The sequence below is a fragment of the Chitinophaga sp. genome, assembly GCF_036566945.1.
Lineage (GTDB): Bacteria > Bacteroidota > Bacteroidia > Chitinophagales > Chitinophagaceae > Chitinophaga.
In genome coordinates this window covers 1-15,124 of sequence record NZ_DATCVJ010000612.1, presented here as the reverse complement: position 1 = coordinate 15,124, position 15,124 = coordinate 1, and the positions used below count along the sequence as shown (strand labels likewise).

11 protein-coding genes and 1 pseudogene are annotated in these 15,124 nt (G+C 46.8%); 3 read left to right on the top strand and 9 right to left on the bottom strand.

The genetic code is table 11. The features are described 5' to 3' along the window. Both VIP81_RS18755 and VIP81_RS18750 read left to right on the top strand, forming a co-directional pair. Nucleotides 1-611 (top strand): annotated as a pseudogene (locus tag VIP81_RS18755) (DUF4954 domain-containing protein); the annotation flags it as partial. Next, a complete protein-coding gene (locus VIP81_RS18750) occupies nt 599-1,177 on the top strand; it encodes a DNA-3-methyladenine glycosylase I (RefSeq protein ID WP_331964444.1) in 579 nt (192 codons plus the stop codon). The pseudogene VIP81_RS18755 and the gene VIP81_RS18750, both read left to right, overlap by 13 nt. A 63-nt stretch (nt 1,178-1,240) precedes the next feature. Here the strand turns inward: VIP81_RS18750 and VIP81_RS18745 are convergent, their stop codons facing one another. The 6 genes from VIP81_RS18745 to VIP81_RS18720 form a co-directional block, all read right to left on the bottom strand. Further along, the gene (locus VIP81_RS18745; protein WP_331964440.1) at nt 1,241-2,818 is read right to left on the bottom strand and encodes a RagB/SusD family nutrient uptake outer membrane protein; all 1,578 of its coding nucleotides are present in this window, start codon (nt 2,816-2,818) and stop codon (nt 1,241-1,243) included. Between the two features lie 19 nt (nt 2,819-2,837). Then, complete coding sequence (locus tag VIP81_RS18740) at nt 2,838-5,906, bottom strand: TonB-dependent receptor (RefSeq protein WP_331964437.1); 3,069 nt, start codon at nt 5,904-5,906, stop codon at nt 2,838-2,840. A gap of 43 nt (nt 5,907-5,949) precedes the next feature. Then, complete coding sequence (locus VIP81_RS18735) at nt 5,950-6,888, bottom strand: glycerophosphodiester phosphodiesterase family protein (RefSeq protein ID WP_331964434.1); 939 nt, start codon at nt 6,886-6,888, stop codon at nt 5,950-5,952. A gap of 61 nt (nt 6,889-6,949) precedes the next feature. Continuing rightward, nucleotides 6,950-7,678, bottom strand: a complete 729-nt coding sequence (locus VIP81_RS18730) for an MIP/aquaporin family protein (protein WP_331964431.1) — start codon at nt 7,676-7,678, stop codon at nt 6,950-6,952. 12 nt (nt 7,679-7,690) lie between these two features. Then, nucleotides 7,691-9,184, bottom strand: a complete 1,494-nt coding sequence (gene glpK, locus VIP81_RS18725) for a glycerol kinase GlpK (protein WP_331964428.1) — start codon at nt 9,182-9,184, stop codon at nt 7,691-7,693. 50 nt (nt 9,185-9,234) lie between these two features. Beyond that, the gene (locus VIP81_RS18720; protein WP_331964425.1) at nt 9,235-10,839 is read right to left on the bottom strand and encodes a glycerol-3-phosphate dehydrogenase/oxidase; all 1,605 of its coding nucleotides are present in this window, start codon (nt 10,837-10,839) and stop codon (nt 9,235-9,237) included. A gap of 379 nt (nt 10,840-11,218) precedes the next feature. On the opposite strand from VIP81_RS18720, the gene VIP81_RS18715 reads away from it, so the two are divergent. Beyond that, the gene (locus tag VIP81_RS18715) at nt 11,219-11,989 is read left to right on the top strand and encodes a DeoR/GlpR family DNA-binding transcription regulator (RefSeq protein WP_331964422.1); all 771 of its coding nucleotides are present in this window, start codon (nt 11,219-11,221) and stop codon (nt 11,987-11,989) included. 2 nt (nt 11,990-11,991) lie between these two features. On the opposite strand, the gene VIP81_RS18710 is transcribed toward VIP81_RS18715, so the two are convergent. From VIP81_RS18710 to VIP81_RS18700, 3 genes are all read right to left on the bottom strand, one after another. After that, nucleotides 11,992-13,041 (bottom strand): cytochrome-c peroxidase, encoded by a 1,050-nt coding sequence (locus VIP81_RS18710; protein WP_331964419.1) that lies wholly within the window; start codon nt 13,039-13,041, stop codon nt 11,992-11,994. A gap of 16 nt (nt 13,042-13,057) precedes the next feature. Further along, nucleotides 13,058-13,816 carry an MbnP family protein gene (locus VIP81_RS18705; protein ID WP_331964416.1) on the bottom strand — a complete coding sequence of 253 codons (759 nt, stop codon included), beginning with the start codon at nt 13,814-13,816 and terminating at the stop codon, nt 13,058-13,060. Between the two features lie 67 nt (nt 13,817-13,883). After that, a partial coding sequence (locus tag VIP81_RS18700; protein WP_331964413.1) for a sugar MFS transporter occupies nt 13,884-15,124 on the bottom strand: 1,241 nt, incomplete at its 5' end.

Here is a 15,124-nt window from a genome sequence, read left to right as displayed (position 1 = left end):
GTTTTGAGAACAGCTCCCGGGATGTGGAACTGCTGAAAGTACATCGTGCCTATCCTTTGTTTCAGGAGATGATTGTACTATACGGTATCAAAAATATCCTGGCAGCCAGCAAACCTTCTTTCCTCGCCTTACAGGCAGCGGTAAAAACCGCCAAACGTGGCGACTGGCTGAATATAGGCGGACAGCTGATGAAAGCGGAAACAGTGGCTCTTCTTAAAACAAAAATCAAAAAGAACAAGATCAGTGGCTGGCCTCAGCTGCATGCTGCCTACGAAGAAATAGGCAACGAATATGCAGCAGATAAACTGCAACACGCCGTTGCCTGTTTACTCGACATCAAAGAAGTAGCCCTGAAAAACATGACCACGGCAGACCTGGCCCAATGGATGAACGATTCGGCGCTGACCATGGAATGGATCACCGTACAGATAAAACGCTCCAGGGAAAAAGACTATAAAAATCCTTTCCGTCAGCTGGCCTATGAAAGCGAAAAGGAAATGAATGCAGTTATTGGCAGCCTGGAAGATAATAGCTTTATTAATCAGACAATTTCCGACCTTGAGATCTATAAAACAAAGGTTAACCAAATTATTGGCGAATGGGAACTGTAGAAAAAATAAGGTGTAGCTGGTCTACCAAAGACAAATTATACCAGCACTACCACGATGAAGAATGGGGTACTCCTAATCATGATGACCAACATCTCTTCGAAATGCTTTGTCTGGAAGGCGCACAGGCCGGCCTGAGCTGGTATACCGTGCTAACTAAAAGAGAAAATTACCGCAAAGCATTCGATAAATGGGATGCCAAAAAAATAATAAAGTATGACGAAAAAAAGGTGGAACAGCTGATGCAGAATGAAGGCATCATCCGCAACCGCCTGAAAATAAATTCCGTCATTACGAATGCGAAGGCTTTCCTGGCCGTTCAAAAAGAATTCGGCAGCTTCGATCAGTATATCTGGTCATTTGTTAACCATCAGCCTATTGTGAATCATTACAAAGGCATGTCGGGTGTTCCTGCTAAAACGGCTATCTCAGACGCCATGAGCAAGGACTTGCTGAAACGCGGATTTAAATTTGTGGGGTCTACTATTTGTTATGCGTATATGCAGGCCACCGGGATGGTAGATGATCATGCAGAAGATTGCTGGAAGAAGCAGAAAGCGAAAAAATAAGATCTCCATAAAAAAAGCTTCCGCTATCACGTGATAGCGGAAGCTTTTTTTATGGTGCCATAATTAATAACCCGTATTCTGTTCCAGATTAGGGTTCAGGTCTTTTTCTCCCAATGGAATAGGCCACCAATAATCACGGTTCTTATCGAATGTGCGTGTTTCGATATTCTTCGCATTGTAGTTCTGAATAGTAGCATTCATCACGGTTTCAGCAGTTTTCCAACGACGGATATCATTGTAATACAATCCTTCTCCGGCAAATTCCACACGCCGCTCATGACGGATCTCTTCCCGCAACGCCTCTTTGGATAAGGTTTCAGAGAAATGAGGCATGCCCACTCTATCACGTATTCTGTTAAGTGCCGCAAAAATAGTCGCATCCGGACCACTCACTTCATTCTGCGCCTCCGCGTACATCATCAGGATATCCGCATACCGCAATACAATGAAATTAATATCAGACTGACCGTCTTTCAGATCAGATTTATCTTTCGGCGGCGCCACACTGTCGTAAAGACTATACTTCTTCATACCATAACCGGTGATGGCAAAACGCGTCGCATTGATAGTCGCCCCGCGGTACATATCTCCCGGATAAGTAAAGGTGCCATATAAACGCGGATCACGGCGGATATACGGACTATCTGCCTTATACCCGGACGCCGGATCTGTAATAGGTAAACCTTTAATGGTGTAGTATGTTTTTGCCAGATCCAGCAAAGGTGCATTGGTATTGTACTGTGTGCAGATGAGATCAAACGAACTGCCCTGTTGTGGAAAAATATACTGCACATCAAAAATAACTTCTTTGTTATTTTCATTAGGCTGTAAAAACAACGCTCTGTAGTTTGCAAAAAGATCATATCCGGTGCCGCCCAGGTTCATCACTGCTTTGGCCGCATCGGCAGCTGCTTTCCATTTGGCAGGATCATTCGCTGTATTTAACAAAGGACTCGCTTCATACAGCAACACTCTTGCCTTCAACGCCATGGCAGCACCTTTGGTAGCACGTCCCAGATCGGTGCCGGTGAACTTCACCGGTAATATGGCTGCCGCACTGTCCAGATCAATCAGCACACGCGTTACCACTTCCGCACGCGGTGTACGTGGCAGTTCTGCCTGAGCCGTCTTATCGGGTGGATCCAGTATCAGGGGTACTGCACCGTAATAATTCTGCAACAGGAAGTAATACAGCGCCCGCAGGAAATAAGCCTCGCCTTTCATTCTGCGCCTGCTGGCATCATCCAGCGCAGTTACTTCATCTACCTTTGCCAGGAAGGTATTACAACGGCCAATACCACCGTAGCAATCTGAATAACGACCCGTTACGATGCCACCGGTATTAGACATCTGGGTACCACGGGCAATGGAGTTAAAACTCAATGCATCCGTTTGATTATAAGCATTGGGCGAAAGCGTTTCCTCCCAGAGTGCAGTCGCATTGTTGGATGTTTTACCACCATAGATACCTGCATTGCGTAATACAGAGTAACAGCCTACCAGTCCGGCATTGGCAGCCTCCGGTGTTTGCCAGAAAGTTTCTTCTGTGTAACGGTCATGCGGCGAGGTCTCCAGCAGACTCTTGTTGCAACCTGCCGCCAGGAAACCCGCGCAGGAAAGTAGGAGATATATCTTTTTCATGTTGTTTTGCATTTGATGTTTAGAACGTAACATTAATACCACCGTTGAAGGTTTTCAACATAGGATAAGTATACAAGGTAGTAGCATTCAGTACGGATTCCGGATCGAAGTCCTTATAACGGGAGAACGTCAGCAGGTTCTCCGCATTGATAAATACATTTACCTTCTGAATCTTCACTTTCGATAACCATTGCTGTGGCAACGCATAGCCCAGTTGTATATTCTTCAATCTTAAATAAGAGTTATCCCGCAACCAGAAAGTAGAACGCTGGAAATTGTCGATACTGCCGGTACTGGTGGTAACGATCGGCAAGCGTGCATTCGTGTTCTCTGGTGTCCACGCATCGGTGAGCCATTCTTTCGTAGCATTGGCGCCGTTATTGAAAGGATACGCCAGGTTAGCTGTTGGTAATGCTTTGATACCTGCAATACCCTGGAAGGCAGCATTCAGACTAAAGCCTTTGTAGTCCACATTGAAGCCAAAGGCATACGTATATTTAGGTACAGAGGAAGAACTGTTAACGATGACCCGGTCTTCTCCATTGATAATACCATCGTTGTTCACGTCTTTGAACTTAATATAGCCGGGTTTGGTATTGGCCGACTGCTTCGCACTCTTGTCTACTTCTTCTTTCGTCTGAAAAATTCCTTCTGACTGTAACATGTAATAAGCATCTATAGGAGATCCGGCCTGTGTAATGGTGCCACTGCCATAAAGAATTTCACCACGCAGATCTATCACTTCATTTTTGTTGTACCCCATGGTTCCATACACATTCAGTTCAACACCGCCAAACTGGTCACGATACTGTACCGTAGCTTCAATACCGGTATTGTCCACTACCCCCACGTTTTGTTTGGCGCCCGCCAGGTTACCTACCTGGGAAGGTATTCCAACGGTACGCAAAATTCCATTGGTGCGTTTCTTATACGCATCTACGGTAAGGCCTATACGATTTTTCCAGAAATTCACATCAGCACCTATATTATAGGCGTTGGTAGTTTCCCATCTGAGCGTAGAATCTGCATCTGTTGTTTTTGCAGCCCCGGAGTTCAGCACGCCACCAAAGCTATAGTCCTCGCCCAATACAACAGATGCCTGTGTACTGTAAAGCGGTACGGCCTGGTTGCCCAATACTCCCGCAGAAGCACGAAGTTTCAGCACATTCACAAAATCAGAGTGAAAGAAGGCTTCCTTGTCTATACGCCAGCCGGCAGACACAGATGGGAAAAATGCCCAGCGGCTATCCTTACCAAGGCGGCTGGAACCATCATAACGGAAAGTGGCTTCCAGCAAATACCTGCCGTCATAGTCGTAATTCAAACGACCAAAATATGATTCGAGTACATCGCGCGTATAATTACCATTGGTCGCATTCCAGACGGTACCGGCGTTTAATGCATCCAGGGTACCATCGAGGTAGCCGTACATACTGGTGCCCCAGGAATCGGAGTCAAAATTATCATAGCTCGCACCCAACATCACAGAGAGGTTGTGTTTCTCTTTGAACGAACGTTTCCAGTCCAGCGTATTATAGAAATGAATGTTCATATCGTTATAGTCTGCCTTGGCCGATCTGGGAGCGGTAGCAGGACTGTTCCAGTTGGTTGCAGCGCCGGTTTTTGGATTAAACGTTTGCATACGTGGCGTGAAACCACTCAGCATACCATCATACTTGTCCACCCCAAATTTGATATTGTAGTTGATATCAAATGGTAATTTGTATTCCGCAAAAACAGTGGTCAGGAAACGTTGTACAACTTTCGTTTGTAAACCGTTATAAGCCAGCATGCGTGGGTTTTCCCAGTTATTACGGCCCGCTGTGCGGAGCCAGGAATTACCATAACGACCATCTGGCAACGTATCTGTCAGGATTGGTAAAGTACGGGCCAGGTAAGTCCAGGTATCGGTATAAAATGGCGTGGTGTAATTTCTGTAATAGCCATCCAGGGTAATGCCGGCACGCAACCGTTTGCTTAGATCCATAGAAGCATTCAGCCCTACGGAGTATTTCTTCTCATGGTTACCGGGTCCAAAGAGAATTCCGTTTCTGTCGAGATAACCCAGCGACAGCCGATACTGGTATTTCTCCGCGCTACCGGAAATGTTCAGATCATGTTTCTTGATGACGCCATTATTCAACGCTATTTTATACCAATCGTTTGCAGGATAAGTAAAGGGATCTGATTTCATACCTTGTTCATATTCGGCGATATCTGCATCCGCATATTCCTGCGCCTTTCCTTCATTGGCCAGGGCCTGGTTTTTCAGCTTCATATAGGCGATAGGGTCTGTGATTACATCCGGCAGGAAAGTAGCTTTCTGCTGACCATAATAATAGCTGTAATTGACCCGGGAAGTACCTCTTCCTTTTTTGGTGGTCACGAGGATAACGCCATTGGAACTACGGGAGCCATAAATCGCTGCGGCGGCGTCTTTCAATACCGTGATGGTTTCAATATCATTCGGATTCAGTTCATCCATGGAGTATTCGATACCATCTACCAATACCATCGGTTCGTTGGCCCTGGGATCGGTGCTGCCAAAAGTATTGACACCCCTGATACGGATCGTACTGCGGTCCACACCCGGCTGACTGTTACTCAGGTTGGCAAATACGCCCGGAACACCGTGCAGCGCGTTACTCGCGTTGGTCAGTGGCTGACCATCCTTATCACTCATTTGCACCGTAGTAATGGCACCGGTGAGGGTAGCTTTCTTTTGTGTGCCGTAGCCTACTACCACTACGTCGTTGAGCTTCTGGATATCTTCCTGTAATACTACCAGTACCTGTGGTCCTTTAACTTTTACTTCTTTTGGCAGATAACCGACAAAAGTAAATTTAAGGGTAGCGCCGGCAGGCACGGCCAGTTTAAAAGCGCCCTCAATATCAGTGGCAGCGCCTTTGGAAGTACCGGCAATCTGTACGTTTACGCCAATCAGCGGTGTGCCGTTGGCGGCGGTTACCCTTCCGGTAACGGGGATGTTCTGCGCCTGCAGGGAAAAGCTACTCCCGCCGATGATCCCAAGACATAGCAATAGGAAAACAGCCGGTTTCGACCCGCGGAATCGTGAAAAGAATTTCATACGTGTGTTTGTTTTTTTTGTTTTCTGGTTGATTAAATGATGGTCATATCCCTGCTTCCTTCAGCCGGTTCGGGTAGTCGGTAATAATGCCGTCTACACCCAATGCTTTCAGTTTTTTCATTTCATTAACGTCGTCTATCGTCCATGGAACAATCTGAATATTTTTATCATGGCATTTCTTTATCAGCTCCGGCGTTACCAGCTTATAAGAAGGATTATAGAAGAACGGTGTAAAGCCAAGTTGATCCAGGTGTTGTTCGAATCCGTTCGTTTTATCATCTGTCAGAAATCCCAGTTTTATAGCCGGATACCTGCGTTGTATGACCTGTAACGGACGCATATCGAACGACTGTATCAACAGGCGCTGGCCCAGTGGCTGCAATTGTTTTACAGCCATCAGCTTGTCGATATATTCTTCCGGTGCGGGTTGTTCTTTACCATCTGTTTTGGCAGATGATTTTATTTCCAGCAGGTAGTAAGCCTTCGGCAGATGATGAACTTTCGTATAGGCTTCTACGGAGTCGATCATATCTGACAGCAGTGGTGCATAAGAACGCATCTTCTGTTGTTCGGGATAGGCGGGATAAAATTTCTCACCGATAATAAACGGCCTGATGTCCGCGTAGTTCATCTGGTAAAAAGTATAATCTGCGCGCTTCTCCGCCGGGATATCTTTTCCTTCCGGTGTAGTGGTATACGATGGCGTAAAGGATGCATCATGATACACCACTACCTGTCCGTCTTTGGTAATATGTACATCAAATTCAATAGTATTGGCGCCGGTTTCCAATCCTTTGTACATAGCAGGGATGGTATTTTCCGGCATCAGTCCACGGGTACCACGATGCCCCACCTTGTAAAAAGATGGATAACCACTGTGCGCAGAGGTGGAAGACTTTGTTGTTTTACAGGCGCTGATCACACTGATGGCAGCTATCGCAGCTGCGCAGCCAATAAGAGAAAGGTTGACTTGTTTTTTCATTCTATTTTCCGGGATACCGGTTTTTCTAACGTTGGGAATGACGTATATAGGTGTACGTTATTTACTTCAGTGACAGGAATAGTAAAGCGGCCAATGCGGCACCCACCACTGGTCCCAGTACAGGCACCCAGGCATAGCGCCAGTCGCTGTGACCTTTTCCTTTAATCGGCAACAGGGCATACATAATGCGCGGTCCCAGATCCCTCGCCGGATTGATGGCATAACCGGTAGTACCTCCCAGCGATAAGCCGATAGACCATACCAGTAAAGACACCGGCAATGCACCGAGAGAACCAAGACCAACCGGCGTTTTTTCTGCGCCGAGTTCTGCATTGGTGAAATAGAAAATGGTGAATAGCAACACAAATGTGCCGGTGGCTTCACAGATAAAATTCCTGCCTACATTTCGTATAGCCGGCTCCGTGCAAAATACTGCGCGCTGTAAACCTACGTCCGGTGTATTGTTCAGATGATCTTTATAATTAAGCCATACCAGGGAAGTACCGAGCATGGCGCCCAGCATCTGCATGGCAATAAAGCCTGGCACATCTGCCCAGTTAAATTTACCCGCTGTTGCCAGCGCAATGGTGACCGCAGGATTCAGGTGTGCGCCACTATATGGGCCAGCCAGCACCACTCCTACAAATACGGCCAGCGCCCAGCCGGTAGTGATGACGATCCAGCCGCTGTTGTTGCCTTTCGTATGATGCAGTACCACGTTTGCCACCACGCCGTTGCCCAGCAACAGCAGCAATGCAGTACCCATTAATTCAGCTAAATAAGGAGACATATGTATAGATTTTTATTGTTGAGCCCATGATTTAGCGGCATTCACCGCCCGGTTCCATCCATTGATCCATTCCTCCCGCTGCGCAGACGGCAATTCAGGAGAAAAGCACTTTTCCTGTTGCCACTGACGGCTGATCTCTTCCAGGTTTTGCCAGTAGCCGGTAGCCAAACCAGCCAGGTAAGCAGCTCCCAGCGCGGTGGTTTCCGTAATACCCGGACGCACTACCTGCGTTTGCAGGATATCTGCCTGAAACTGCATCAGCAGATTGTTCCCGGTGGCGCCCCCATCTACCCGCAATTCCCGGATACTGATATTGGCATCTGCTTCCATCGCCTTCAATACATCACGCGTCTGGTAAGCGATGCTTTCCAATGCAGCACGTGCAATATGCGCTGCGGAAGAACCACGTGTCAATCCTACAAGTGTGCCACGCGCATGCTGATCCCAATGTGGTGCGCCGAGTCCCGCAAAGGCAGGCACCAGGTATACCCCATCGTTTTGCGCCACGCTTGCCGCCAGCGCTTCTACTTCAGAAGAAGAACGGATAATACCCAGTCCATCCCGCAGCCACTGTACAATGGCGCCGGCAATGAAAATGCTGCCTTCCAATGCATATTGTACCTGCCCGTTTACTTTCCAGGCCACTGTTGTCAGCAAATTATTTTTACTGAGGATGGGGGTATCACCGATGTTCATGAGCATAAAACAACCGGTGCCATAGGTATTTTTCACCATGCCCGGCGCGGTACACATCTGTCCGAAAAGTGCAGCATGCTGATCTCCTGCAATACCTGCAATAGGTATCTGCACCGCAAAAATGCCCGGCGCCGTTTCTCCGCATACTTCACTCGATTGCTTTACTTCCGGTAACATAGATGCCGGAATATCCAGTAAGGCAAGTAAATCCGTATCCCATTCCTGTGTGTGGATATTAAACAGCAGGGTGCGGGAAGCATTGGTAATATCGGTGGCATGCACTGCGCCATGGGTAAGGTTCCAGACGAGCCAGGCGTCTACGGTTCCAAAGGCGAGCTTACCTTCGTTGGCCCGTTCCCGTGCCCCGGATACGTTGTCGAGGATCCATTTTATTTTGGTACCGGAGAAATAGGCGTCGATCACTAATCCTGTTTTTTCACGCACGTTGTTTTCCATCCCATCGGCTTTGAGGGTATCGCAATAGTCAGCGGTTCTCCGGTCCTGCCATACAATGGCGTTGTATATGGGTTTACCAGTTTCGCGATCCCATACAATGGTAGTTTCCCGTTGGTTGGTGATACCGATGGCAGCGATGTTGCCACCCTCCAATCCTACTTTGGCCATCGCTTCGGTAGCTACGCCGATCTGGCTGCTCCAGATCTCTGCAGGGTCATGTTCCACCCAGCCGGGTTGTGGAAAAAGCTGGGTAAATTCTTTCTGTGCCGTGGAAATAACAGCGCCTGATTGGTCGAAAATAATGGCTCTGGAGCTGGTTGTGCCCTGATCCATGGCCATAACGTATTTGATCATGTTTTTCTTTTTTCTACGTGGATGTTACGTGGTTCTATTGTTCGTATATACTATACCGTTATTTTCAGCTGTTGATGGGTAGTACCATTTTTCAGCACATAATGTTGTGCTACCTGTAAGAAATCTGCTACCTGTTTTTGTTGCCATACATTGTCCTTGCCCATTTCTACCGCCATGATACCGGCAACTAAGGGCGCCATTTCTATAGCAGCCTGGGCATCGAGGAACAGGGCGCGTAAACGTCTGGCCAGCACGTCTTCTACGGTTTGCGCCATTTCATGCTGTACTGCCCAGATCACCTGCGCCTTGATGTAAGGCAGCCGCGGATGCAGCTGTCCTTTCATTTCGGGATGCACCACCACAAAAGCCTGTATCCTGGCAGCTTCGCTGCCGTAAACATCCAGCGGTGCAATGGCAGAAGGTTGTTGCTGATACCCATGAATACGCAGTGATTTTGTTTTGCAGGCAGCAGGTATCAATCCACCTGTTTTAATGACCTGCTCCATCACATCTTCTGCCATTCTGCGGAAGGTGGTCCATTTGCCGCCGGTGATCGTAATCAGGCCGGAAGGTGCTACGAGTATTTTATGACTGCGGGAAATTTCCTTGGTGCTGCCGGTTGCTTTCTGTGGCGCTGCCAGTGGGCGCAGCCCTGCAAATACGCTGAGTACATCTGTACGGGCAGGTGGACGGGAAAGATATTTACCGGCAGTATTTAAAATAAAGCTGATCTCTTCTTCCAGTGCAATAGGCTCCAGGCTATGTGCATCCAGTGGTGTATCCGTGGTGCCCAGCAATACTTTGTTGTGCCAGGGCACTGCAAATAATACGCGGCCATCATCGGTTTTTGGAATCATGATCGCACTGCTGCTGTTCAGAAATGAAGCCTCCAATACTACGTGTACGCCCTGACTGGGCTTTACCATATTGGGAGCAGCAGGATTATCGAGTTGTAACACTTCATCTACAAAAACGCCGGTGGCATTGATCACTGTTTTAGCCGCCAGTTCAAACGTTTCATTGGTGTCGAGATCGGTAGTGCGAACGCCGCAGATCTTGCCACTAGTGTTTTTCAGCAGACCGTTCACTTTGAAATAATTCAGCAATACGGCGCCGTTTTCAACGGCCGTTTGTGCAATGTTCACAGCGAGACGGGCATCATCGAACTGACCATCGTGATAAACAATACCTCCTTTCAACCCTTCGGGACGAATGGTGGGTAGCCGCCGGATCACTTCCTTCCGGCCAATATGCCGGGAGCGGCCCAGGCTCAGTTTACCGGAAAGGAGATCATATATTTTCAGACCGATCGTATAAAATGGCCCTTGCCACCAGTTATACTGCGGAATAATAAACTGCTGGTTGTGTGCGAGGTGCGGTGCATTGTTCAGTAGCAATCCTCTTTCGTATAGTGCTTCCCGTACGAGGGCAATGTCGCCCTGCGCCAGGTATCTTACGCCGCCATGTACCAGTTTTGTACTACGGCTGGAAGTACCCTTGGCAAAGTCGGCCTGCTCCAGTAATAACGTCCTGTAATTCCTGGTGGCGGCATCCATGGCTATACCCAGACCAGTCGCCCCGCCTCCGATGATGATAAGATCCCAGGGTTGTTTACCTGCTTCCTTTAATTGCCTGATTGATTCAATTCTCTTCATTTTATAGTTCAATGACTTTTAAATAGTTTCATTTATCTCGGACGCAATAGTAATAAAAAGAAAAAGAAATAATTTGAAACCAAAATAGAAAATAAAATGAAAAAAACTACAATAGGATGGATAAATGGAAAGAGAACAAAAGGAAATTTATTAAAATATTGTATAATAGCATATTACACATATAACCACATCTTACTATCCTTTAAAATATTTTCTTTTTATTTCAAATTTTATCAAACTAATAAGATGTGATCGCTATAATTTCCTTAATATGCAATCATAAATAAGGAAGTGAAAGCAAATTTGAGGAACCTTCGCAGGGGGCATATTTTCCGGCAATTCCGTAACAACACATTTTAATACGTTAATTTTATCCGATATGTCTATGATTAATATCGCAGAACGTCATAAGTTTATCCTTGGTAAACTACAGGAGAAAGGATACGTCAATGTATTGGAACTCTGTAAGGAACTGGATGTATCGGGAGTGACTATACGAAAAGACCTCAAACTACTGGAGGATAAGTCACTGCTATTCCGTTCACATGGCGGGGCAACGGTGCAAAATCCTTATACGATCGACAAACCGGTCAACGAAAAGGAAAATATCCGCCGGGAAGAGAAGCATAGCATTAGTTTGGCTGCGGCTGCACTCATTGTCCCCAACGATGCGATTATTATTGCCTCCGGTACTTCGGTGCTGGCATTGGCAAAAAATATACAACCCAAAGGACATCTCACGGTGATCACCGCGGCACTGAACGTAGCGCTGGAATTGCTGCGTCGCCCGGAGATAGAAGTCATACAACTCGGTGGGCATCTTCGTAACAGCTCTACTTCCGTTACCGGGTCCTATGCGGAAAAAATACTGGAAGATTTTTCCTGCAGTAAACTATTCCTCGGTGTAGATGGCATTGACCTGGAGTTTGGTCTTACTACCACCAATATCATGGAAGCGCACCTGAACCAAAAGATGATGGCAACGGCGCAGAAAACCATTGTGCTAGCGGATTCCAGCAAATTCGGCAAAAGAGGATTTGGCCGTATCTGCGGACTGGAAGATATCGATGAAGTCATCACCGATCAAGGTGTAGGCGAACACGTGATAAAGAAAATGGAAGACCTGGGCGTAAAGGTGACCATCGTTTGATACTAATCAATCAACACCTCACTCAACCCCGGATTGCTGATAAACGAATAGTCTGTGAGTGTATTCAAAAAGAAATACAGCTGTCTCTTTTCTTTGTCCGATAACCGGATACCATTCTTCACCAACGGGTCGGTAGTGGTAGTAGCCTGTACACCATGATCGTAGAAGTCAAATACCTGGTAAATATCGAAAAAACGACCGTCGTGCATATAAGGGGAGCTCTTAAGGATATTTCGCAGAGAAGGCACCTTAAAACGAAGATTATCATCTGTATTGCCGGTGATTTTCATTCTGCCTACATCATTCAGGGCCGGCAGGTAAGGCAGCCCGTTGCTGCGATAGGTTAAATCTGTAAATAGCGGTTCTTTATGACAGCCCGCGCACTTTTCCTGGAAAATAGTATACCCTGCCTTTTCTTCTTCCGAAAAAACAGCACCCGGCAGCTTCAACATAACACTATCATACCGGGAACTGGCGGATACCATAGTGGCAATAAACTGGGTAAATGCTTTGAACATACGTTCGCTGGTAATTTCTTCTGAACCAAAAGCCGCTTTAAACTTGCTGCGGTAGGCAGTATCGGCCTGCATTTTCTGAATCAGTTCTTTCAGATCGCCAGCCATTTCATTACGGTCTGTCAGCGGCGTAAGTGGTTGTATTTCCAGGTGATTAACACCGCCGTCCCACATAAATGCTTTTTGCCAGATCATGTTAAACAATACCGGAACGGAACGGGTGCCTTGTTGTCCGGCTACCCCATGTGCCAGCGCATGATCAAAATGACCAAATGCCGCGAACTGCTGATGACAGAAGCCACAGGAAACGGTACTATCTTTTGAAAGCCGGAAATCATAAAACATAAACCGCCCCAACGCTACACCAGGTTTGGTGAGCGGATTGCGGGAAAAATCATACACGGGTTTCGGGAAATGTGCGGGCAGCTGCAGCAGGTAAGGTTCAGGGCCACCGATATTGTTCTTTTTTGTGCCCGCCTGTACCAGGATGAGCAACAAGCAAAAAGCCCCTATGATATATGTTGTTTTACGCGTCATGCAATGATGCTCCTTGTTAATTTGATATGCCCGTCATCTGAAACATATGCTGATAATTACCAGCTACCTGTCTTGCTTTCACTCCCGGCGCCATGATCACCGCTATGTTTTTAAAACTGACGGTATCAGGTACAAACCATTTTTCCACATCGGCGGTCAGTTGAATACGAGGTTGCCTATCGGCAGCGATGGCCAGTGGTTGCGGAAAGGGAAGTGATACATATTTGAGCACCTGGTCTTTTGATTTATAGCCACCGGCATGAAATAAAAATTCCTGGGTGGGCGAAGTAATCACCGGAGAATGCCCTTCTATCTGCGCCATGATATAGCCGCTGTTCCAGGTCCAGAACATGCCGGTTTCTACCGACAGTGCGCCCGATTGCACCCCGCTCATATTGCGGATACTGTCTACTCCGATCAGGAATTGAATGCTTTTATATTGCCCGGCAGGAACGCTATCCAGGCGAATTGTTTTAGAGGTATCAATGGCATCATCTACCAAAAAATAAACCGGCGGCAAAACCACCTTTTCTCCATGAACGGTTTCCAATGAAAAATTACTGAGGAAATAACGGAAACGGCTAATGGTAAATGGCTCTCCGGCAGCATTGGTATAAGTAACCTGTTGCCTGACCAGCGGTTGTTGTCCCATTACATGTTTGATGGATAGTTGCAGGGAAGAAGACGCCCGGCGGGTATCGGGACGCCCCTGGGCAAACAGCGTGTTTACCAGCAGGAAGCAGCAAGCATAGGAAATAAAAATCCGCAAAACCATGGTGTCCTCTTTTGTGTAAGGAAGTTACATGATTTTGCGGATTAAGTATTAAAAAGAAATCAGCTGATTATACTCTTTTATAACCTTTCCAACCGTACAGGAATACGATCGCAAAGCAAAAAGTAGGAATGCCGTAAGAGATAGCGAGTGACTGCCATTCTGTTACAATACCCATTACATAAGGTACGGATGCACCGCCTACAATTGACATTACCTGGAAGGAAGCACCCCGCTTGGTATGTTTTCCCAGATCTTTTACGCCCAATGCAAAAATGGTTGGGAACATAATAGACATGAAGAAGAACACCGCGATCAGGGCGTATACAGATGCTGCACCATCGCCGGTCATCACAAAGGCGCATAATAATACGTTGATAAACGCATACAATGCCAGCAACTGGTTAGGCGCAATTTTACGCATCAGTGCTGTACCCACAAAGCGACCGCCCATGAATAACGCCATCCCAACTGCTAACAGGTAAGAGGCTTTTTCAGTGGTAATGCCATGCCAGTAAGCCGTTACGTAGTTAATAAACAACGCGCCCACACCTACCTGTGCTGCCACATAGAAGAACTGTGCTACCACGCCGAGTACAAAATGCCGGTGAGCAAAAAGCGGACGGGTATCTTCCATTACTGCTTTACCTTCCTGTTCTGCTTCTTTAATTTCCGGCAGTGGTGTTTTGTAGAAGAAAGTAGCAATCAGCAATACTACTATACCAATAACGATATAGGTCATCTGTACTGTGCTAAGATCTCCTTTGCCTGCGCCGAAAAATAATTTACCACCAATAATAGGTCCGAGGAAGGAGCCCAGGCCATTAAAGCACTGCGATAAATTTAAACGTTGCTCAGAAGTTTCTACCGCACCCAATACTGTTACATAAGGATTGGCAGCCGTTTCCAGACAAGCTAATCCACAGGCCAGTATAAATAATGCCAGCAAAAAGAAATCAAAATTAAGCGCACTGGCGGCCGGATAAAAAAGGAACGCGCCGGTAGCATAGAGCAACAGTCCCAGGATAATTCCTTTCTTGTAGCCAAATTTGTTCATGAACATTCCCGCCGGCAAAGCCATCAGGAAGTAAGCACCAAAATAGGCACCCTGTAATAAAGTGGAACGCTTGGTCGTAATGTTCAATACTTCCTGGAAATGCTTGTTCAGCACGTCCAGCAGACCATAGGCCAGGCCCCATAAAAAAAACAGGCTGGTTACTAAAATAAACGGGAACAGGTAACTACCCGGTTTAACACCGGTGTCTTTACTGCTGGTATAGGTGGAATTACTTACTGCGCCTCCGGCCATAA

Bases quoted from the DNA above. Each gene is read 5' to 3' on its own strand.
- VIP81_RS18740 (WP_331964437.1), bottom strand. From the start codon at position 5,906: ATGAAATTCTTTTCACGATTCCGCGGGTCGAAACCGGCTGTTTTCCTA.
- VIP81_RS18710 (WP_331964419.1), bottom strand. From the start codon at position 13,041: ATGACGCGTAAAACAACATATATCATAGGGGCTTTTTGCTTGTTGCTC.
- VIP81_RS18745 (WP_331964440.1), bottom strand. From the start codon at position 2,818: ATGAAAAAGATATATCTCCTACTTTCCTGCGCGGGTTTCCTGGCGGCA.
- VIP81_RS18715 (WP_331964422.1), top strand. From the start codon at position 11,219: ATGTCTATGATTAATATCGCAGAACGTCATAAGTTTATCCTTGGTAAA.
- VIP81_RS18750 (WP_331964444.1), top strand. From the start codon at position 599: ATGGGAACTGTAGAAAAAATAAGGTGTAGCTGGTCTACCAAAGACAAA.
- VIP81_RS18720 (WP_331964425.1), bottom strand. From the start codon at position 10,839: ATGAAGAGAATTGAATCAATCAGGCAATTAAAGGAAGCAGGTAAACAA.
- glpK (WP_331964428.1), bottom strand. From the start codon at position 9,184: ATGATCAAATACGTTATGGCCATGGATCAGGGCACAACCAGCTCCAGA.
- VIP81_RS18735 (WP_331964434.1), bottom strand. From the start codon at position 6,888: ATGAAAAAACAAGTCAACCTTTCTCTTATTGGCTGCGCAGCTGCGATA.
- VIP81_RS18730 (WP_331964431.1), bottom strand. From the start codon at position 7,678: ATGTCTCCTTATTTAGCTGAATTAATGGGTACTGCATTGCTGCTGTTG.
- VIP81_RS18705 (WP_331964416.1), bottom strand. From the start codon at position 13,816: ATGGTTTTGCGGATTTTTATTTCCTATGCTTGCTGCTTCCTGCTGGTA.